General features: G+C 65.0%; 16 protein-coding genes and 1 pseudogene. 11 read left to right on the forward strand and 6 right to left on the reverse strand.

Going from position 1 to position 19,377, the window contains the following annotated elements:
- Positions 1-91: 91 nt before the first annotated feature.
- A complete protein-coding gene (locus SE92_RS28085) occupies positions 92-898 on the forward strand; it encodes a L,D-transpeptidase (RefSeq protein WP_063200808.1) in 807 nt (268 codons plus the stop codon).
- A 16-nt stretch (positions 899-914) separates the two neighbouring features.
- On the forward strand, positions 915-1,568 hold the full coding sequence (locus tag SE92_RS28090) for a DUF2865 domain-containing protein (protein WP_063200810.1): 654 nt from the start codon (positions 915-917) through the stop codon (positions 1,566-1,568).
- A 98-nt stretch (positions 1,569-1,666) separates the two neighbouring features.
- On the opposite strand, the gene SE92_RS28095 is transcribed toward SE92_RS28090, so the two are convergent.
- Positions 1,667-3,760: a methyl-accepting chemotaxis protein gene (locus SE92_RS28095; RefSeq protein WP_063200812.1), complete on the reverse strand. Its 2,094-nt coding sequence runs from the start codon at positions 3,758-3,760 to the stop codon at positions 1,667-1,669.
- 199 nt (positions 3,761-3,959) lie between these two features.
- Positions 3,960-6,053, reverse strand: a complete 2,094-nt coding sequence (locus tag SE92_RS28100) for a methyl-accepting chemotaxis protein (RefSeq protein ID WP_063203805.1) — start codon at positions 6,051-6,053, stop codon at positions 3,960-3,962.
- Between the two features lie 270 nt (positions 6,054-6,323).
- Between SE92_RS28100 and SE92_RS36140 the strand changes: the two genes are divergently transcribed.
- Positions 6,324-6,479: a Thivi_2564 family membrane protein gene (locus SE92_RS36140; RefSeq protein ID WP_008546817.1), complete on the forward strand. Its 156-nt coding sequence runs from the start codon at positions 6,324-6,326 to the stop codon at positions 6,477-6,479.
- A 97-nt stretch (positions 6,480-6,576) separates the two neighbouring features.
- Here the strand turns inward: SE92_RS36140 and SE92_RS28105 are convergent, their stop codons facing one another.
- The 4 genes from SE92_RS28105 to cysD form a co-directional block, all read right to left on the reverse strand.
- The gene (locus SE92_RS28105) at positions 6,577-6,777 is read right to left on the reverse strand and encodes a CsbD family protein (protein WP_063203806.1); all 201 of its coding nucleotides are present in this window, start codon (positions 6,775-6,777) and stop codon (positions 6,577-6,579) included.
- Between the two features lie 129 nt (positions 6,778-6,906).
- A complete protein-coding gene (locus SE92_RS28110) occupies positions 6,907-9,072 on the reverse strand; it encodes a malate synthase G (RefSeq protein ID WP_063200815.1) in 2,166 nt (721 codons plus the stop codon).
- Positions 9,073-9,397: 325 nt separating this feature from the next.
- Complete coding sequence (gene cysC / locus SE92_RS28115) at positions 9,398-11,314, reverse strand: adenylyl-sulfate kinase (protein ID WP_063200818.1); 1,917 nt, start codon at positions 11,312-11,314, stop codon at positions 9,398-9,400.
- 19 nt (positions 11,315-11,333) lie between these two features.
- Entirely contained in the window at positions 11,334-12,128 is a 795-nt protein-coding gene (cysD, locus tag SE92_RS28120) for a sulfate adenylyltransferase subunit CysD (RefSeq protein WP_063200821.1), read from the reverse strand.
- A 244-nt stretch (positions 12,129-12,372) separates the two neighbouring features.
- Between cysD and SE92_RS28125 the strand changes: the two are divergent.
- The 8 genes and pseudogenes from SE92_RS28125 to SE92_RS28160 form a co-directional block, all read left to right on the forward strand.
- Positions 12,373-13,401, forward strand: a pseudogene (locus SE92_RS28125) (SAM-dependent methyltransferase); the annotation flags it as partial.
- Between the two features lie 35 nt (positions 13,402-13,436).
- Positions 13,437-13,754: a DUF2849 domain-containing protein gene (locus tag SE92_RS28130; RefSeq protein ID WP_063200824.1), complete on the forward strand. Its 318-nt coding sequence runs from the start codon at positions 13,437-13,439 to the stop codon at positions 13,752-13,754.
- Between the two features lie 11 nt (positions 13,755-13,765).
- Positions 13,766-15,421 (forward strand): nitrite/sulfite reductase, encoded by a 1,656-nt coding sequence (locus SE92_RS28135; protein WP_063200827.1) that lies wholly within the window; start codon positions 13,766-13,768, stop codon positions 15,419-15,421.
- Positions 15,408-15,923 carry a DUF934 domain-containing protein gene (locus SE92_RS28140; protein WP_063200830.1) on the forward strand — a complete coding sequence of 172 codons (516 nt, stop codon included), beginning with the start codon at positions 15,408-15,410 and terminating at the stop codon, positions 15,921-15,923. Before SE92_RS28135 ends, SE92_RS28140 begins: the two co-directional genes overlap by 14 nt.
- On the forward strand, positions 15,920-16,651 hold the full coding sequence (locus SE92_RS28145) for a phosphoadenylyl-sulfate reductase (protein ID WP_063200833.1): 732 nt from the start codon (positions 15,920-15,922) through the stop codon (positions 16,649-16,651). The genes SE92_RS28140 and SE92_RS28145 overlap by 4 nt, the downstream gene beginning before the upstream one ends.
- Positions 16,652-16,771: 120 nt before the next feature.
- Positions 16,772-17,773 carry a sulfate ABC transporter substrate-binding protein gene (locus SE92_RS28150; RefSeq protein WP_063203807.1) on the forward strand — a complete coding sequence of 334 codons (1,002 nt, stop codon included), beginning with the start codon at positions 16,772-16,774 and terminating at the stop codon, positions 17,771-17,773.
- 34 nt (positions 17,774-17,807) lie between these two features.
- The gene (gene cysT, locus SE92_RS28155) at positions 17,808-18,644 is read left to right on the forward strand and encodes a sulfate ABC transporter permease subunit CysT (RefSeq protein ID WP_084251897.1); all 837 of its coding nucleotides are present in this window, start codon (positions 17,808-17,810) and stop codon (positions 18,642-18,644) included.
- 9 nt (positions 18,645-18,653) lie between these two features.
- Positions 18,654-19,377, forward strand: a 724-nt coding sequence (locus SE92_RS28160) for a sulfate ABC transporter permease (protein WP_063200837.1), incomplete at its 3' end; no start/stop codon positions are given.

Below are 19,377 nucleotides of genomic sequence, written 5' to 3' on the forward strand. Positions count from 1 at the left end.
CTGCCGCGAGGTGCGCCGGAACCTGGACCGTGCCTGCGGAGTTCACTGCCTAGCGCATCACCCTGATGCAAGACATCCAACGGGGCAGCACATGACAAAGTTTTCTGCAGTCCGTCGCAGCTTATCGCCGCGCGCCGTCACCGCGTTCGCCTTCATTGCCGCTTTGGCCATGGGGCCCGTCGGCGGCGCCAGCGCACAAACCCTCGGCTATGCGCCGATGCAGCCACAGGCGTATCCGCAGGGTCAGGATTACTCGCAAGGCTACGTGCAAGACCGAGGCTACGTGCAAGGCGACGTGAACGAGGCGCCGCAGGCGGCCGATGAGGATTCCCAGCTGCCCGATCGGCTGCGCAAGCAGATCGTCGGCTTCGACCGCAGCGAGCCGGCCGGCACCATCGTCATCGATACCAACAACACCTATCTCTATTATGTGCTCGGCAACGGCCGCGCCATCCGTTACGGCGTCGGTGTCGGCCGCGAAGGCTTCACCTGGTCCGGTGTGCAGAGCGTCAGCCGCAAGGCGGAGTGGCCGGATTGGCATCCGCCGGCCCAGATGATCGCGCGTCAGCCCTATCTGCCGCGCTTCGTCGCCGGCGGCCCCGGCAACCCGCTCGGCGCGCGTGCGATGTATCTCGGCTCCAGCGAATACCGCATTCACGGCACCAACGATCCCTCCACGATCGGCAAATTCGTCTCCTCGGGCTGCATCCGCATGACCAATGAGGACGTCACCGACCTCTATTCCCGCGTCAATGTCGGCGCCAAGGTCGTGGTGCTGCCGAAGAACGCGCCGCTGATGGCCAGAGGTGGCGACCCCGTGCGCAAGCGCCCGGCCGTGACGACGCTGCCGTCAGGGCGGCAGGCGCTGAATATTTCGGCGTCGTCGGCCGTGAACTAGAGTTCAGTGAGGTCACATGAGTAAACGCTCGATCGGCAAACTGGCCGTTGGCATGGCGGCGATGATCGCCGTCACTGTCTCCGGTTTGGCGCTGGCGCCGTCGGCGCATGCGGAAGATTTCTTCTCGGCTCTGTTCGGCGGCTTTCGGATGCGACCGCCGCCGGAGGTCCGGATGCCTTTCGCCAACGACGACGTGCCTCGCTATGAGGGGCCACGCCAGCGCGCGTCCTATGGCGGCGGCACGGCCTATTGCGTCCGCGGCTGCGACGGCCGCTACTTCCCGGCGCAAGGCAACGATGCCGAGAGCAAGGCGCAGTCCTGCAAGAGCTTCTGTCCGGCTTCCGAGACCTCGCTGGTCTATGGCGGCAGCATCGACGACGCCACGACCGACAAGGGCAAATCCTATTCCGAACTGCCCAATGCGTACCGTTATCGCACCGAGCTCGTCGCGGGCTGCACCTGCAACGGCAAGGATCCCGCCGGGCTCGCGCAGGTCAAGGTCGAGGACGATCCCACCTTGCGCAAGGGCGACATCGTCGCCGGCGCCGACGGCCTCGTGGTCGCCGGCCGCAATGCTGGCGATCGCCGCGGCGTTGCCATGAACTTCTCGCCGCTGCCGGACTCGGTGCGCGCGAGGTTCCGTCAGGTGCCGGTGGTGGCGAAGGAATAGGGCAAATATTGCCAGTTAACCGCGGCGGCGCTGCCCGATGCTCAGTGTCGTCCCTGCGTTCGCAACGGCGACGCTGAGCGTGTAGTACCTGCGTGCCTCTACGCCGCGCGGATCTTGCCCAGGAAGTCGCTGACCTGATGGCCGAGCTGGCGGCTCTGGGTCTCCAGCGTCTCGGAAGCCTGCTTGACGTTCTCCGCGGCGCCGGCCGCGGTGTCGGCGTCGGCCTTCACGCCCGTGATGTTGTCCGAGACGTTCTTGGTGCCTTGCGCCGCATATTGGGTGCTGCGGGTGATCTCCTGCGTCGCCGCGCCCTGTTCCTGCACGGCGGCGGCGATCGCGGTGGCGACTTCGTTGACCTCGCCGATGATGCCGCCGATCGCCTGGATCGCGTTGATGGCATCGCCTGCGACCTTCTGGATGTCGGCGATCTGTTCGGAGATCTCCTCGGTGGCCTTGGCGGTCTGGCTCGCCAGTGACTTCACTTCGGAGGCCACGACTGCAAAGCCGCGGCCGGCTTCGCCGGCGCGCGCAGCCTCGATGGTGGCGTTCAGTGCAAGCAGATTGGTCTGTGCCGCGATGGTGTTGATCAGGCCGACGACCTCGCCGATGCGCCCCGCCGACTGCGCCAGTCCTTGCACGGTACTGTCGGTTTCGCGCGCCTGGTTGACGGCCCGGCTGGCGATGCCTGCCGCATGGGCGGCCTGCTGGCTGATGTCGTTGATCGAGGCCGAGAGCTCCTCGGCGGCGGCCGCGACGCTCTCGACACTGGTCGAGGCGTCGTGCGAGGCCTTGCCTGCGATCTCGACGCGTTCGTTGGTCTGGCGCGACACCGCGGACAGGTCGCCCGAGGTCTTGCGCATTTCGCCGGAGGCCTCGCTCAGCTCGCCGAGCGATTTGCGCACCACGCCTTCGAATTCGCCGACATAGGTCTCCATCGCGCGCTGGCGCGCGGCGGCGCCCGCATTGCGCTCGCGCTCCTGCTCTTCGATCTTGAGCTTGTCGATCGCCTGCTGCTTGAAGGTCTCCAGCGCCCCGGCGAGCGAGCCGATCTCGTCATGCCGGTCGAGGTAGCCGCTGTCGACGGTGAGGTCGCCGCCGGCGACCTCGAGCATGGCGTCGCGAATCCGGTGCAGCGGCGTGATCACGCGGCGGCTGACCGCCAGCATGGCAGCGCCCGTCAGGACGATCGCGGCGGCGAGCAGGGCGGTGTTAATCATCAGCAATTGCATCGCGGCCGCCCGCTGCGCGGCGGAATGGTCCTTGGCGGCCTGTAGGGCCGCGTCGGCGAGCCTCACCGCGGTCATCATGCGGGGCACCGAATAGGGGCTCCACTGGTTGGCGGTCATCGCTGGCTTCTCGCCCTTGGCGACGGTCGTGATGACGCCGTCGCGTGTGGCGGCGTATTGCGGATCGAAATAGGTCGATTTGGTTTCGGCCATCGCAGCCGCCAGCGCCGGCGGCAATTGCATGCCGGAGGCGGCCAGCTCGATCGCGGTCCAGGCGGTGTCGGTGCCGCCGACCAGCTTGGTGTAGGTAAGCTGCACCTCGGGCGCGATCTTGCCGGCATTGATGGCGTTGCCGACGATCTGCGAGGATTCGCCGGCGGTGTTGCGCAGCAGCCAGGCCATCTGCTTGATGGACAGGAGCTGGTCGATGGTGGCGTCCTGGTGGTTGACGCTGGCGGCGAGCGCGCCCGAGAGCTTTTCGAGCTGCGCCATCAGCGCGTCTTCGGTGGCGACATATTCCTTGGCGAGGCCCGCGCGGCGCTCCGCCTTGGGCTTGACGACCTCGGTCCAGAACTCGGCCTGTGCAGCCAGTAGCGTCTTGTTGAGCGTGCCCAAGTCAGCGAGGAACGCCTCGCGCTGGACGACGTCGGTCGTGGGCAGAAGCTCGAGCGTGCGGGCCAGCGCCGGCATCAGGGCGGCGCGCAGCTCGCGGATGTACTTCTCAATGTCCTTGTCCATGGCGACATCGGACGTGAGCTGGCGATTGCTGGTCGAGCGGTCGGCTCGAATGTTGGCCATCGCCTTGAACACTTCTGCCGAAGCTGCCGAAACCGCGACGATCCGGTTGGCCTGCTGAAGCTGGCCCCACGAGCTCCACGCGCTGATCGAGAAGCCGATGACGACGACGAATGCGGTGGAGAGGATCACCGCCTTCAGCAGCGTGGATACGGTCAAGCGGTTGAGCATCGGACACCCCGGGTACGCATGTCGAATTCGTGGCCCTGAACGGCAGCCCCACGAACTACGAAAGACCAAGGGATGCACGCAGCAGATGCGCCCGCCTGCGGCGAGCACGTGAGCCGCATTTGGCCCGAAAAGGGTAAAGACTTAGACAGTGTTCCTGCCGTAAAATTACGGGTCGTGATGGCTCACCGTTGATCCGCGCCTACGCCGCGCGGATCTTGCCAAGGAAGTCACTGACCTCATGGCCGAGTTGGCGGCTCTGGGTCTCCAACGTCTCGGACGCCTGCTTCACATTGTCGGCGGCCGCGGCTGCGGCGTCCGCATCGGCTTTCACGCCGGTAATATTATCCGAGACGTTCTTGGTGCCCTGGGCTGCGTATTGGGTGCTGCGGGTGATCTCCTGGGTCGCCGCGCCCTGCTCCTGGACGGCGGCGGCAATCGCAGTCGCCACTTCGTTCACTTCGCCGATGATACCGCCGATGGTCTGGATCGCGTTGATAGCGTCGCCCGCGACCTTCTGGATGTCGGCGATCTGTTCGGAGATCTCTTCGGTCGCCTTCGCGGTCTGGCTCGCCAGTGACTTCACCTCGGAGGCGACCACGGCAAAGCCGCGGCCGGCCTCGCCGGCACGCGCCGCTTCGATCGTGGCGTTGAGCGCGAGCAAATTCGTTTGCTGCGCGATGGTGTTGATCAGGCCGACGACCTCGCCGATGCGTCCGGCGGATTTGGCGAGGCCCTGCACGGTCCCGTCGGTCTCGCGCGCCTGCGTCACGGCGCGGCCGGCGATACCCGCGGCGTGGGCTGCCTGCTGGCTGATGTCGTTGATTGAGGCCGAGAGCTCTTCGGCGGCGGCGGCCACGCTGTCGACGCTCATCGAGGCGTCGTTGGAGGCCTTGCCGGCGATCTGCACGCGATCATTGGTCTGGCGTGACACGGCGGAGAGGTCGCCCGAGGTCTTGCGCATCTCGCCGGAGGCCTCGCTCAATTCGCCCAGCGTCTTGCGCACCGCGCCCTCGAACTCGCCGACATAAGTCTCGACGGCGCGTTGGCGTGCGGCAGCGCCCGCGTTCCGTTCGCGCTCCTGCTCCTCGATCTTGAGTTTGTCGGTGGCCTGCTGCTTGAAGGTTTCCAGCGCGCCGGCGAGCGCGCCGATCTCGTCCTGGCGAGCGAGATAGCCGCTGTCGACGGCAAGGTCGCCGCCGGCGACCTTCAGCATGGCGTCGCGGATGGTGTTGAGCGGGGTGATGACGCGGCGGCTGACCAGCATGATCGCGCCGACAGCAAGGCCGACGGCGAGCGCAAGCAGCACGAGCTGGACGATCAGCGCGCGCAGCGCGGCACTGCGCTGCTCCAGCGTATGGTTCTTGGCGGCGTCGAGTGCCGTCTCGGCGACGGCAACCGCGCTCGACAGGCGGCCCACCGTCACTGGGGTCCATTGGTTCGCGGTCAACTCGGCCTTCTCGCCATTGGCGAGCGCGGCCACCAGGCGATCGCGCAGAGCCAGATATTGCGGATCGAAATAGGCGGTCTTGGCGGCGGCCATGGCCGACGACAACGCAGCCGGCAGCTGCATGCCCGAGGTCGACAATTCCAGCGCCTTCCACATCGCGGCGGTTCCGCCGACATATTGGGTGTAGGCAAGCCGGGCTTCCGGCGCGAGGCGGCCAGCGTTGAGCCCGGTCGAGATGATCAGCGAGGCTTCGCCGCCGGTGTTGCGGAGCAGCCAAGCGTTTTGCTTGATCGCCAGCAACTGGTCGATCGTGGCATCCTGATGGTTGACCGTGGCGGCGAGAGCGTTCGAGAGCTTGTCGAGCGTGTCGAGCAGGCCCTGCGTCGTTTCCATATAGTCCTTCGGCAGGCTGGCGCGGCGTTGGCCCTTCGGTTTGGCGACGTCCTCCCAGAACTGCTTCTGCTGCTCGCTCGCAGATTTGTAGAGGCGCGCAAACTCCGGCACCAGCGTGGCGGATTGCGGAAAGTCCATCGCCGGCAAGAGCTCCAGCGCGTGCGCCATCGCCGGCATCTCGGCGTCGCGAATCGCGCGCAGATATTTCTCGATCTCCGGGTCCATCGGCTCGGTCGAGTTGAGGAGCCGGTTGGTGGTCGAACGGTCGGTGCGCAGATTGTGCATCGCCTTGAACAGGTCCGCGGACGCATCCGTGATGTGGGAGATGCGGGTGGCGGTCCTCAACCGATCCCAGGACTCGTAGGCGGTGAGCGAGAGTGCGATCACCACGCAGGCCGACGTGATCGCGATCACCGCCTTCAGCAGCGCGGATACAGTCAGACGATTCAGCATCGAGGTCCCCCAATTCCCATTCGCAAAGCTCAAAAGGACGCCCGGCAGCATCGACAAAAGGGGGCGCGGCAGATCGGCAATCGCATGCCGTTTGCGGCTCAAAGCCCAGACGGCCTTCGCATCTGAAGGGGAAAGGGTAAAATTTTAGGCAGATCGGCTGATCGTAGAAATACGCATTTACTAGAAGTTGCAGTGGGTTGCTTCGATGGAACCGGCGCGGGTGACAGGCGTTAGAGCTGTGGTCGCCATTTGCCTGAAGGGGGTCTTGCGATGCTGGTGGGTGTACTCGTTACTTTTCTTGTCGTCATTCTCGTCCTTTATCTCATCAACATGCTGCCGATGGACGGTCGCGCCAAACAGATCGCCCGCGTGATCGTCATCATCATCGGCATCGTGTCGCTGCTGAAATATCTCGCGGTGTTCTAGCGGAGATATCGTAGCCCGGATCAGCGTAGCGATTTCCGGGCGCCGCTCTCTCGAACAAAAAGCCCCGGCGTGAGCCGGGGCTTCGTTTGTGCTCGCTTCAGTGCAGCGCTTTGAGCCAGTCGTCGACGTCCTGTCGAACCTGGTCCTTGGCCTTGCCGTAACGTTCCTGGAGCCGCCCTTCGAGCTGCTCGCGGCGACCTTCGATCAGCGTAAGGTCGTCGTCGGTGAGCTTGGCCCATTTCTCCTTGGCCGAGCCCTTGAACTGCTTCCAGTTTCCTTCGATCCGATTCCAGTCCATGACCATCTCCCGTTGGTTGATGGCCCGACAACGCAGGGCGCGAGCGGCCGTTCCGATGCGCAGCGCGACGTTTCGTCCAACAAAAAAGCCCCGGCGGGTGCCGGGGCTTTTGACATTCGAGTGACTGAATTAACCGCCCGCCTTGGCTTCGCGGCGGCGTGCGGTGAGGATGTATTCGGTGTAGCCGTTCGGCTGCTCGCGTCCCTTGAAGATGAGGTCGCAAGCGGCCTTGAAGGCGACGCCGTCGAAAGCGGGCGCCATCGGCTTGTAGATCGCATCGCCCGCGTTCTGCTTGTCGACCACGACCGCCATGCGCTTGAGCGATTCCATCACCTGCGCTTCGGTGATCACGCCCTGGTGCAGCCAGTTGGCGAGATGCTGGCTGGAGATGCGCAACGTCGCGCGGTCTTCCATCAGGCCGACATCGTGGATGTCGGGCACCTTGGAGCAGCCGACGCCCTGGTCGATCCAGCGCACGACGTAGCCCAAAATGCCCTGGCAGTTGTTGTCGATCTCCTGCTTGACGTCATCGGGCGCCCAGTTCGACTTCGACACCGGAATGGTGAGGATGTCCGAGAGCTTTGCGCGCGGTCCGCCCTTGGCCAGCTCCTCCTGCCGCGCGGTGACGTTGACCTGGTGATAGTGCAGCGCGTGCAGCGTCGCGGCGGTCGGGGAAGGCACCCAGGCAGTGGTGGCGCCGGCCTGCGGATGGCCGAGCTTCTGTTGAAGCATGTCCGCCATCTTGTCGGGCGCGGCCCACATGCCCTTGCCGATCTGGGCGTGGCCGGGCAGGCCACAGGTCAGGCCCATGTCGACGTTCCAGTCCTCATAGGACTTGATCCAGGGCTGCGCCTTCATCTCGTTCTTGCGGATCATCGGCCCCGCTTCCATCGAGGTGTGGATCTCGTCGCCGGTGCGGTCGAGGAAGCCGGTGTTGATGAACATGATGCGCTTGGAGGCGCGCTGGATGCAGGCCTTGAGGTTGACGGTGGTGCGCCGCTCCTCGTCCATGATGCCGACCTTGAGCGTGTTCTCGGGCAGGCCCAGCATCTGCTCGACACGGCCGAAAAGCTCGCAGGTCAGCGACACCTCGTCGGGGCCGTGCATCTTCGGCTTGACGATATAGGCCGATCCCGTGCGGCTGTTCTTGACCTTGGAATTACCCTTGAGATCGTGAATCGCGAGCAGGCCGGAGATCGCGGCGTCGAGCAGGCCTTCCGGAACTTCCTCGCCCTTCTCGTCGAGCACCGCGTCGGTGAACATGTGGTGACCGCAATTGCGCATCAACAGCAGGCTGCGGCCGTGCAGCTTGATCTCGCCCTTGCCGTCCGGCGTCTTGTAGCTGCGGTCGGCGTTGAGCGAGCGCGTCAGCGTCTTGCCGCCCTTCTCGAAGTCCGCCGACAGCGTGCCGTTCATGAGGCCCAGCGTGTTGCGATAGACCAGCACCTTGTCTTCGGCATCGACTGCGGCGACCGAGTCCTCCATGTCGAGGATAGTGGAGACCGCGGATTCCATGATCATGTCGGCGACGCCGGCCGGATCGTCCTTGCCGATCGCGCTGTTGCGGTCGATCTTCACCTCGACATGCAGGCCGTTGTTGACGAGCAGAACCGCGCTCGGTGCGGCTGCATCGCCCTGGAAGCCGGCGAATTGCGTGGCGTTCTTCAGCGCGGTGGCGTTGCCGCTCTTCAGCTTCACCGCGAGCTGGCCCGCGACGACGCTGTAGGCGGTGACATCGGTGTGGCTGCCGGTGGCGAGCGGCGCGGCGGCATCGAGGAATGCCTTGGCCTTGGCGATCACCTTGTCGCCGCGCGCCTTGTTGTAACCCTTGCCGGTCTCGGAAGGATCATGCGCGATCGCATCGGTGCCGTAGAAGGCGTCATAGAGCGAGCCCCAGCGCGCGTTGGCCGCGTTCAGCGCATAGCGCGCATTGGTGAGGGGCACGACGAGCTGCGGGCCGCAGATCTTGCCGATTTCGTCGTCGACATTGGCGGTCTCGACCTTCTGCGTCGCCGGCTCCGGGACGAGATAGCCGATCTCCTTCAGGAAGGCGGTATAGGCGCTGAGGTCGAAGGCCTTGCCCTTGTTGGCGCGGTGCCAGTCGTCGATCTTGGCCTGCAGCGTGTCGCGCACCGCCAGCAGTGCGCGGTTCTTCGGCCCCAGATCCTTGATGATGCCTGCAACCCCGGCCCAGAACGCGTCCGGCGCGATGCCCGTTTTCGGGGCCGCTTCCTTGGCGATGAAGTCAAACAGGACAGGGGCGATCTTCAATCCGTGGGCATCGACGCGTTTCATGATGGGCTTTCTTGTTGGAAATGGCTGTTTTTGGCTGCTTTTGACCCGACAGCAGCAAAATGCGCCCACCAGGGGCGGCTTTCGAGGGACTATTAGCCCCAAAAAAGGGGCGGTGAGAAGACCCCCAGAGGTCTGTCAAAATGTCAAGAAGCGGTGGGGAGGGGAGACGACGCTGTCGTCCCGCGCACGCGGGGACCCATAACCCCAGTGAGGAGTCTGGCGAGGGCGCGTCGTTCGGGACGGCGGTCGAGCTCTGGATGGATGACGCGGTATGTGTCCCGGCGTTCGCCGGGACGACACCATTGCTATGGCGCGGGGCCGCGCCTCAAATATTCGCGGCGAGATCCACGGCTTCGTCGAACAGCACGCCCGATGTCTTCAGCATCTGCTCGATCTCGTCTGCCGCCTCGGCGATCGTCCGCGTCGAGGTGTCGATCACGAGCTCGGCCGCTTGCGGTGCTTCGTAGTCGTTGCCGATGCCGGTGAATGACGCGAGCGCGCCGGCGCGGGCCTTCTTGTAATGGCCTTTGGGATCGCGCCCCTCGCAGACGTCGGCAGGCGTTGCGACGTGGATCTCGCGGAAGGCGGTGTCGGCGATGCGGCGCGCAGTGGCGCGATCCTCACGGGCCGGCGAGACCGCAGCGACGATGGCGATATGGCCGTTGCGCGCGAGATGCGTCGCGACCTCCGCAAGGCGGCGGATGTTCTCGCTGCGGTCCGCGGCGGAGAAGCCGAGATCGCTGTTGAGGCCTGCGCGCAGCGTGTCGCCGTCGAGCAGGATCGGCGAGCCGCCATTGGTGAAGAGACGCCGCTCCAGTGCCTTGGCGAGCGTCGACTTGCCGGAAGCGGGCAGGCCGGTGAGCCAGACCACGGCACCGTTGTGCTGATAGCGCGCGGAGCGCTCGTCGGGACGCAGGGCCGATTCCACCGGCACGATGTCGACGGGCACGGCGCGCTGGCCGGCATCGACCGACAGCACGAGGCCGCCGCCGGCGATGCGCCCCGCGACCTCGATCACGAGACGTCCGGTGCGAGGGTTCTCGGTGTAGGGATCGGTGGCAATCGGGTTCGAAAGAGAAATGTCGATCTCGCCGACATGGTTGCGGCCGATCGCCTTGTTCTCGCTGCTCGACAGCTCACCGGGATCGACCGCCTTCTCGATCGCCACCACGGTGGCGCGGCTTTCCTTCGGCCCGCAGCGAACCAGCAACTGGTCGCCCTTGGCGAGCGGCTTGTCGTGCAGCCAGAAGATGCGGGCGCGCAGCCGGCGCGTCTCGCGCGGGGCACTGCTCGTATGCGCGACGATGTCGCCGCGCTCGATGAACAATTCGCGGTCGAGCGTAATGCCAACCGAGCGGCCCGCGCCTTGGCGTCCTGCGACCGGCGTCACCGGCCAGCTTTCGACCGTCTTGATCCTGGCGATCTTGCCGGCCGGCATGATCACGATCTCGTCGCCGGCAACCAGGCTGCCGGATTCGATGCGGCCCGCCACGATGCGGCGGTCGTCGAACTTGTAGATCGCCTGCACCGGCAGACGCAGCGCGAGGGCTTCCAGCGGCCGCGCCGGCTCGAGCTGGTCCAGCGCCTCGACCACCGTCGGTCCCTTGTACCAGCCGATCCGGTCGGTGTGCTCGGCGACGCCGTCGCCATCGCGGGCGGAAATCGGGATCACGGCCGTGGGCTTCACGCCGAGGCCGTTCAGATGCGCCGAGATCTCGTCGCTGATCGCCTTGAAGCGATCGGCGGAGAAGTCGACGCGGTCCATCTTGTTGACGACGATCGCGACCTGCTTCACGCCGAGCAGATGCAGCAGGTAGCCATGCCGCCGGGTCTGGTCGCGCACGCCTTCGAGCGCGTCGATGATCAGCACCGCGCCATCGGCCTGCGAGGCGCCGGTGATCATGTTGCGCAGGAATTCGGCGTGGCCGGGCGCGTCGATCAGCACGATGTCGCGCGAATTGGTGCGGAAGCGGATCTGCGTGGTGTCGATGGTGATGCCCTGGTCGCGCTCGGTCTGCAGCGCATCGAGCAGGAACGACCACTCGAACGGCATGCCGCGCCGCGCGCTGACGGCCTTCAGCATCTCCAGCTTGCCGTCGGGCAGGCTGCCGGTCTCGTGCAGCAGGCGGCCGACCAGCGTCGACTTGCCGTGATCGACATGGCCGACGATGACGATGCGGACCTGCGGACGCGTGGTGCCGTTCGGCGTGGCGGGCGAGGTTGGGGTGACGATCATGTTCATTTCGCGCTCGCGTCCTTGATCAGAGATAGCCGGCGACGCGAAGGCGCTCGAAGGCGTCCTCGGTCTCGTGGTCGAGCGCGCGGCCGGCGCGCTCCGGCACCTTGGTCTGCTCGAGCTCGATCAGGATCTCGTCGATATTCGACGCCGTCGAATTGACCGGATTGGTGATGTCCTGATCGCCCAGCGAGCGGTAGCGCTTGCCGTTCTGCGACAGATAGAGCGGGATGATCGGGATGTTCTCGCGCTTGGTGTAGGCCCAGATGTCGGCCTCGGTCCAATGCAGGATCGGGTGGATGCGCAAATGCGCGCCTTGCGGCGGCGAGGCGTTGAAATGGTCCCAGAACTCCGGCGGCTGGTCGCGCACGTCCCAATTGCCTTCCAGGCCGCGCGGCGAGAACACGCGCTCCTTGGCACGGGTTGCCTCCTCGTCGCGGCGGATGCCGGCGATCAGGCCGTCGAAACCGTATTTGGCGAGCGCCATCTTGAGACCTTCGGTCTTGCGCGCCGCGGAGCGGGCGGCCGGCGGCAGCGTCGGGTCGACGGCATCGATGGGCGGGCAGGGCTCGACACGCAGATCGAGGTCCCATTCCTTGCCGTAGTGATCGCGAAAGCGATACATCTCCGGAAACTTCTTGCCGGTGTCGACATGAAGGGCCGGGAACGGCATCTTGCCGAAGAAGGCCTTCCGCGCCAGCCAGATCATGACGTTGGAGTCCTTGCCGAGCGACCACAGCAGGGCAATCTTCTTCAGGCGGGCGAAGGCCTCGCGGAAGATGTAGATGCTTTGCGCCTCGAGCTGGTCGAGATGGTCCATGCTGGGCGCTACATCAGCAGAAAATTCTTGCGACGCCGCACGGCTGACGGGGCCCAGGCTGCTCACGCTCACTGCTGCGGAATCGTCCTTGAGAAGATGCATCTCTGCCACTTTGCGTTTGGAGGCGAAAATTCTATAGTCGCACTGCAGGAGAGAAGAAAAAATTTTCTCTTTGCGCGCTCGAAACGACACATATATAGAAAATAATTCCAGTCAACCCCGTAAAGGGGGAAGCGAGTATCGTATGCGGTTCTTGCCGGTGTTTCTCGATCTCAAGGCCGGTCCGGTGGTCCTCATCGGCGCGGGCGAGCTTTTGCGTGCCAAATTGCGCGTGCTCGCCTCGGCCGGCGCGCGCATCCGCGTGCATGCGATCGACGGCAAAAATGATCTCGGCCTCAGCGTGGAAGACGCGGCGCGCGTCGACATCCTGACGGGCGATCCGCTCACCGCCGATCTCGCGGGCGTCATCGCCGTCGTCTGCGCCGGCGCAGGCGATGTCGGCGTGGCGATGTCGGCTCGGGCCCAGGCGCTCGGTCTGCCCGTCAACGTCATGGACGATCTCGAGCATTCGAGCTTCATCTTTCCTGCGATCGTCGATCGCGGCGATGTCGTGGTCGCGGTCGGCACCGGTGGCACATCACCGGTGGTGGCGCGGCGCGTGCGCGAGAAGATCGAGGCGCTGCTTCCGGCGCGCATTGGCGAGCTCGCCGAATTCATCGGCGGCTTCCGCAAATCCATCAACGAGCGCATCGCCGAGTTTCCGCTGCGCCGCCGGTTTTGGGAGCGGGTGATCGACGGTCCGATCGGCGCCGCCGTGCTCGCCGGTCGCAAGAGCGAGGCGGACGTCGCGCTGAAGGCGATTTCCGATCCCTCCGCCTTCGCGCGTGCCGACAAGCCGGAAGGCTCGGTCGCGCTGGTCGGCGCCGGTCCCGGCGACCCTGATCTTCTCACCATCAAGGCGCTGCGCACATTGCAGGACGCCGACATCGTCTTCCATGACGAGTTGGTCTCTGGCGAAATCCTCGACCGCATCCGCCGCGACACCACGCGCGTTGCCGTCGGTAAGCCCGGCATCGGCGAGGACGCCGTCAACCAGCGCATGATCGCGGCTGCGCAAGCCGGCCAGCGGGTGGTGCGGCTGAAGGTCGGCGATTCCTTCGTGGTCGGGGGCGGCGGTGAAGAAGTGGCAGCCCTGCGCGCCGCCGGCGTCGTTTATTCGATCATTCCCGGCATTACCGCAGGACTCGGCGGCGCCGCTGATCTCGAGACACCCAACCCCATCATCTCTGACCTATTGGATGCAGCCGAATGACCTCTCCGCTTGAACAGAAGAAGATCAAGATCGCCGGCCCCTCGATCGTGACCGCCAACCGGACCTGGGACGGCATCGTGGTCTATCGCACCGCCACCAAGAGCTGGTCCGCGGACCTGTCGGAAGCTGCGATCGTGCGCAACTCGGACGAAGCCAAGGCGTTGCTTGCGGAGTCCGTGGCCGATGACGTCGGCGCGATCGGACCTTATATCGCCCCGGTGCAGGTCGGCGCGGACGGCAAGATCGAACCCGGCAATCTGCGCGAACAGATCCGCCGCACCGGTGTGACCATCGGACAGTCGGCCCAGGCTTAAGGCATCTTCTTATGTATGCTTATGACGAAATCGACCGCACGCTCGTCAACGAGCGCGTCTCGGAGTTCCGCGACCAGGTGAAGCGGCGCCTGTCGGGCGAGCTCACCGAGGACGAGTTCAAGATCCTACGCCTGCAGAACGGCGTCTATCTGCAATTGCACGCCTACATGTTCCGCGTTGCGATCCCCTACGGCACGCTGGCGACGAACCAGCTCCGCGCGCTTGCGCATGTCGCGCGAAAGTACGACCGCGGCTACGGGCACTTCACAACGCGGCAGAACATTCAGTTCAACTGGATCAAGCTCGCCGAGCTGCCGGACGCGCTGGAAGATCTCGCCAAGGTCGGCATCCACGCGATGCAGACCTCCGGCAACAACATGCGCAACGTCACTTCGGACCAGTGGGCCGGCGTCGCGCCCGGTGAGATCGAGGACCCCCGCATCTGGTCCGAGCTGATCCGCCAGCACACCACGCTGCATCCGGAATTCTCGTTCCTGCCGCGCAAGTTCAAGATCGCGATCACCGCGTCCGACCACGACCGCGCCGCGATCAAGATCCACGACATCGGCCTCCGCCTGATCAAGAACGAGAAGGGCGAGACCGGCTTCGAGGTGCTGGTCGGCGGCGGGCTCGGCCGCACCCCGTTCATCGCCAAGACCATCAAGCACTTCGTGCATGGCCGCGATATCCTCAGCTACATCGAGGCTATCCTGCGCGTCTACAATCAGTACGGCCGCCGCGACAACATCTACAAGGCGCGCATCAAGATCCTGGTGCACGAGCTTGGCATCGAGAAATTTTCGCGCGAGGTCGAGGAGGAGTGGCAGCACATCCGCAACTCGTCGCTCCAGATCGACGACGAGGTGATCGAAGACATCCGCTCGCGCTTCACTTATCCGTCTTACGAGAAGCTGCCGCTCATGCCGGACGAGCTGCGCCAGGCCGCGGCTGATCCGGATTTCGAGGCGTGGCGCAAGAACTCGGTGGCCCCGCACAAGGTGCAGGGCTATTCGATCGTCACGATCTCGCTGAAGCCGATCGGCGCGCCTCCCGGCGATGCCACCGCCGAGCAGATGGATGCGCTGGCCGATCTCGCCGACAAATATTCCTTCGGGGAGATCCGCGTCGGCCACGAGCAGAACCTGGCGCTGCCGCATGTCGCCAAGCGCGACCTGCCGGCGCTGTGGAAGGCGCTCGACAAGCTCGGGCTCGCGACGCCGAACGTCAACCTGATCACCGACATCATCGCCTGTCCCGGGCTCGACTATTGCTCGCTGGCGAATGCGCGCTCGATCCCGATCGCGCAGGAATTGACGCGGCGCTTCGCCAATCACGAGCTCGCCAATCTGATCGGCCGGCTCCACATCAACATCTCCGGATGCATCAACGCCTGCGGCCATCACCATGTCGGCCACATCGGCATTCTCGGCGTCGAGAAGAACGGCGAGGAGGTCTACCAGATCACCATCGGCGGCCGCGCCGACGAGAACGCCACGCTCGGCACCCTGATCGGGCCCGGCGTCAAGTTCGACGAAGTCGCCGATGTCATCGAAGACGTCGTGGAAGCCTATCTGGCGCTGCGCGAGCGGCCGGAAGAGCTGTTCATGGACACGGTGAAGCGTCTCGGTGTCGAACCCTTCAAGGAGCGCGTCTATGCCACTCGTTAACGGCGGAAAGATCGCTGACGACAGCTTCGTCAAGCTCGCCGTCGACACGCCGCTGCCCGAGGGCGGCGACATCCTGGTGCCGGCCGAGCGTTTCCTCGGCGAGGCCGATGCGCTGCTCGAGCGCGCCGGCAAGGTCGGCGTGATCTGGCCGAACAACCGCGATATCGCCGAACTCGTGCCCTATCTCGGCAAGGTCGCCGTCGTCGCGCTGGTGTTCCCGACGTTCCGCGACGGCCGCGCCTACAGTCAGGCCCGCCTGCTGCGCGAGCGCTACAATTACCGCGGCGAGTTGCGTGCCACCGGCCAGGTGTTGCGTGACCAGTTCGTGTTCATGCTGCGCGCCGGCTTCGATTCCTTCGAGGTCAAGAAGCAGGCCGATGCGGAAGCCTTCATGCAGACGGCGAAGCGCTATTCGGTGTTCTACCAGCCGACCGGCGACGGCCGCATCACGGCGCTGCACCGGCGCATGCAGCTGCGTCACTCCGAGGGTGTCGGCACGTGAACGCGATCGCGGCTCAGCTCTCGACGACATCCTTGTCCGCGCTGCCTTCAGCGAACGAGCTCGATCGCGCCTTGCGCGATGCCTCGCCCGCGGAGATCATCGCCGCGGCGCTGAAGACGGTCGGGCGCGAGAGGCTTGCGCTGGTGTCGTCCTTCGGCACGGAATCGGCGACGCTGCTCAAGGTGATGGCGGACGTCGATCCGGCGATTCCCGTGATCTTTCTCGACACCGGCTGGCTGTTCGAGGAGACGCTGGCCTATCGCGACACCTTGATCGCGACGCTGGGCCTGAAGGACGTCCGCTCGGTCAAGCCCGCAGAGGAAGCGCTGTCGCGCGAAGATCCCGACCGTGACCTCTGGTTTTCCGATCCCGACGCCTGCTGCCGAATCCGCAAAGTGGAACCGTTGGCGCGTGCGCTGAAGCCGTTCTCGGCCTGGATCAATGGCCGCAAGCGCTTTCAGGGCAATGCGCGTGCCGACATTCCGGTGGTCGAGGAGGATGGCGCGCGGTTGAAGTTCAACCCCTTCGCCAACGTCTCGCGCGAGGAACTCGAGGCGATCTTCGTCCGCGCCAAATTGCCGCGTCACCCCTTGGTCGCCTCCGGTTTCCGGTCGGTCGGGTGTATGCCTTGCACGAGCAGAACCGCCGAGGACGAGGACGAGCGCGCCGGTCGTTGGCGCGGCCGGGCCAAGACAGAATGCGGCATCCACACGATGAAGACTTCGTAGCACAGCTACGTTGCTCTGCTGCGAACAAGAAAATCCGGTTTCGTTGACTTCAGTGCGTTTCGCCGCGAGTTTCGCCTGCCTTCGCTGACATCGATGTCATCGGAGTGAATGGAGATGGACATGATGCGCCGTATCGTTCCGCTCGCTGCAGGTATTCTCGCGACGGTTTTTGTGGCAAGCTCGGCTCTCGCCGCTGACATCAACCTCTTGAACGTGTCGTACGATCCGACGCGCGAGCTCTATGCCGAGTTCAACAAGGCTTTTGCGAGCGCCTATCAGAAAGAGACCGGCAAGAGTGTCGAGATCAAGCAGTCGCATGGCGGCAGCGGCTCGCAGGCGCGCAGCGTGATCGACGGCTTGCAGGCGGATGTCGTGACGCTCGCGCTGGCCTATGACATCGACGCAATCGCAAACAAGGGCCTCACCGCGACCGACTGGCAGAAGCGTCTGCCGCAGAACGCGTCGCCCTACACCTCGACCATCGTGTTCCTGGTCCGCAAGGGCAATCCCAAGGCGGTCAAGGATTGGGACGATCTGATCAAGCCTGGCGTCGCGGTGATCACGCCAAACCCGAAGACCTCGGGCGGCGCGCGCTGGAATTATCTTGCAGCCTGGGGCTTTGCGCAGAAGAAATATGGCTCGGCCGGCAAGGCCAAGGATTTCATCGGGAAGCTCTATCAGCAGGTGCCGGTTCTGGATACCGGTGCGCGCGGCGCCACCGTGACCTTCGTCGAGCGCGGCGTCGGCGACGTGCTGCTCGCCTGGGAGAACGAGGCGTTCCTCGCGCTGAAGGAGTTCGGCCGGGAAAAATTCGAGATCGTGGCGCCGCCGCAATCCATCCTCGCCGAGCCGCCGGTCGCGATCGTCGACAAGGTTGCCGACAAAAAAGGCACCCGCAACGCCGCCGATGCCTACCTTCAGTACTGGTACACCAGAGAAGGTCAGGAGATCGCCGCGCGCAATTTCTATCGCCCGCGCGATGCCGAGGTCGCAAAAAAATATGAAAACGCCTTCGCCAAGGTCGAACTATTCACGATCGACGACGTTTTCGGTGGTTGGACCAAGGCGCAGAAGGAACATTTCGCCGACGGCGGCATCTTCGACCAGATCTACAAGAACTGATCTGGCGCCGTCTTAAGGGGGCTCAGGGGGCCTGGTGAGCGCAGTTGCAGCACGACGCCGGACATTGCCGGGCTTCGGTCTCACAATGGGACTGACGCTGTCCTGGCTGTCCGTCATCATTCTCATTCCGCTCGCCGGCCTGTTCCTGAAGTCGCTCGAGCTCAGCCCCGAGCAGTTCTGGAACATCCTTTCCAGTCGCCGCACCCTGAACGCGTTGCGCGTGTCCTTTGGGCTCGCCTTCGCCGCAGCTTGCGTCAACCTCGTGATGGGCAGCATCATCGTCTGGGCGCTGGTGCGCTACCGCTTCCCCGGACGTCGCATCTTCGATGCCATCGTGGACGTGCCTTTCGCGCTGCCGACGGCGGTTGCCGGCGTCGCGCTGACTGCGCTGTTCGCCGAGAAGGGCTGGCTGGGCGCGCCGCTTGCGGCGCTCGGCATCAAGGTGGCGTTCACGCCGGTCGGCATCTTCGTCGCCATGATCTTCATCGGCATCCCCTTCGTGGTGCGCACCGTGCAGCCGGTGCTGCAGGATCTCGATCCCGAGATCGAGGAGGCCGCGGGCAGCCTCGGCGCCAGCCGCTGGCAGACCATCATCCGCGTGATCCTGCCCTCGCTGGCGCCGGCGCTCCTCACCGGGCTCGCGCTCGCCTTCGCCCGCGCGGTCGGCGAATACGGCTCGGTGATCTTCATCGCCGGCAATCTGCCCAACGTCTCCGAGATCGCCCCGCTGTTGATCGTGATCCGGCTCTCCGAGTTCCGTTATGCCGACGCCACCGCCATTGCGGTGGTCATGCTCGTCGTCTCCTTCGTCATCATCTTCGCCGTCAACCGGCTCCAGCGCTGGGCGCAGAGCCGGATCCCGGCGCGCTGAGGGCGGACCATGACGATGCAGATCGCAGATTCCGTTTCGCTGGCCTCGCCCGACGCACGCGCACACGCTGCGGCGGCGCGCGACAGTCTTCGCACCGAACCGCCTGCGATACGTATCGCCATCATCGCGCTGGCGGTGACCTTCCTCACAATCTTCGTCGTACTGCCGCTGGTCCTGGTGTTCGCGCAGGCGTTCTCGAAGGGGATTCTTGCCTATTTCGCCGCGCTCGCCGAGCCGGAGGCGCTGGCCGCGATCAAGCTGACGCTGCTGGTGGCTGCGATCTCGGTCGGCCTCAATCTCGTGTTCGGCCTCGTCGCCGCCTGGGCGATTGCGAAATTCGAGTTTCCGGGCAAGACTTTCCTGATCACGCTGATCGATCTGCCGTTCTCGGTGAGCCCGGTGATCTCGGGCCTCGTCTTCGTGCTGCTGTTCGGCGCGCAGGGTTATTTCGGCGGCTGGTTGCGTGACCACGACATCCAGATCCTGTTCGCCGTGCCCGGCATCGCGCTCGCCACCACCTTCGTCACCTTCCCCTTCGTGGCGCGCGCGCTGATTCCGCTGATGCAGGAGCAAGGCACGCAGGAGGAGGAAGCCGCGGTCTCGCTTGGCGCCTCGGGCCTGCAAACCTTCTTCCGCGTTACGCTGCCCAACATCAAATGGGGCGTGCTCTACGGCGTCCTGCTCTGCAACGCCCGCGCGATGGGCGAGTTCGGCGCGGTCTCGGTGGTCTCCG

The organism is Bradyrhizobium sp. AT1 (genome assembly GCF_001590795.1).
Lineage (GTDB): Bacteria > Pseudomonadota > Alphaproteobacteria > Rhizobiales > Xanthobacteraceae > Bradyrhizobium.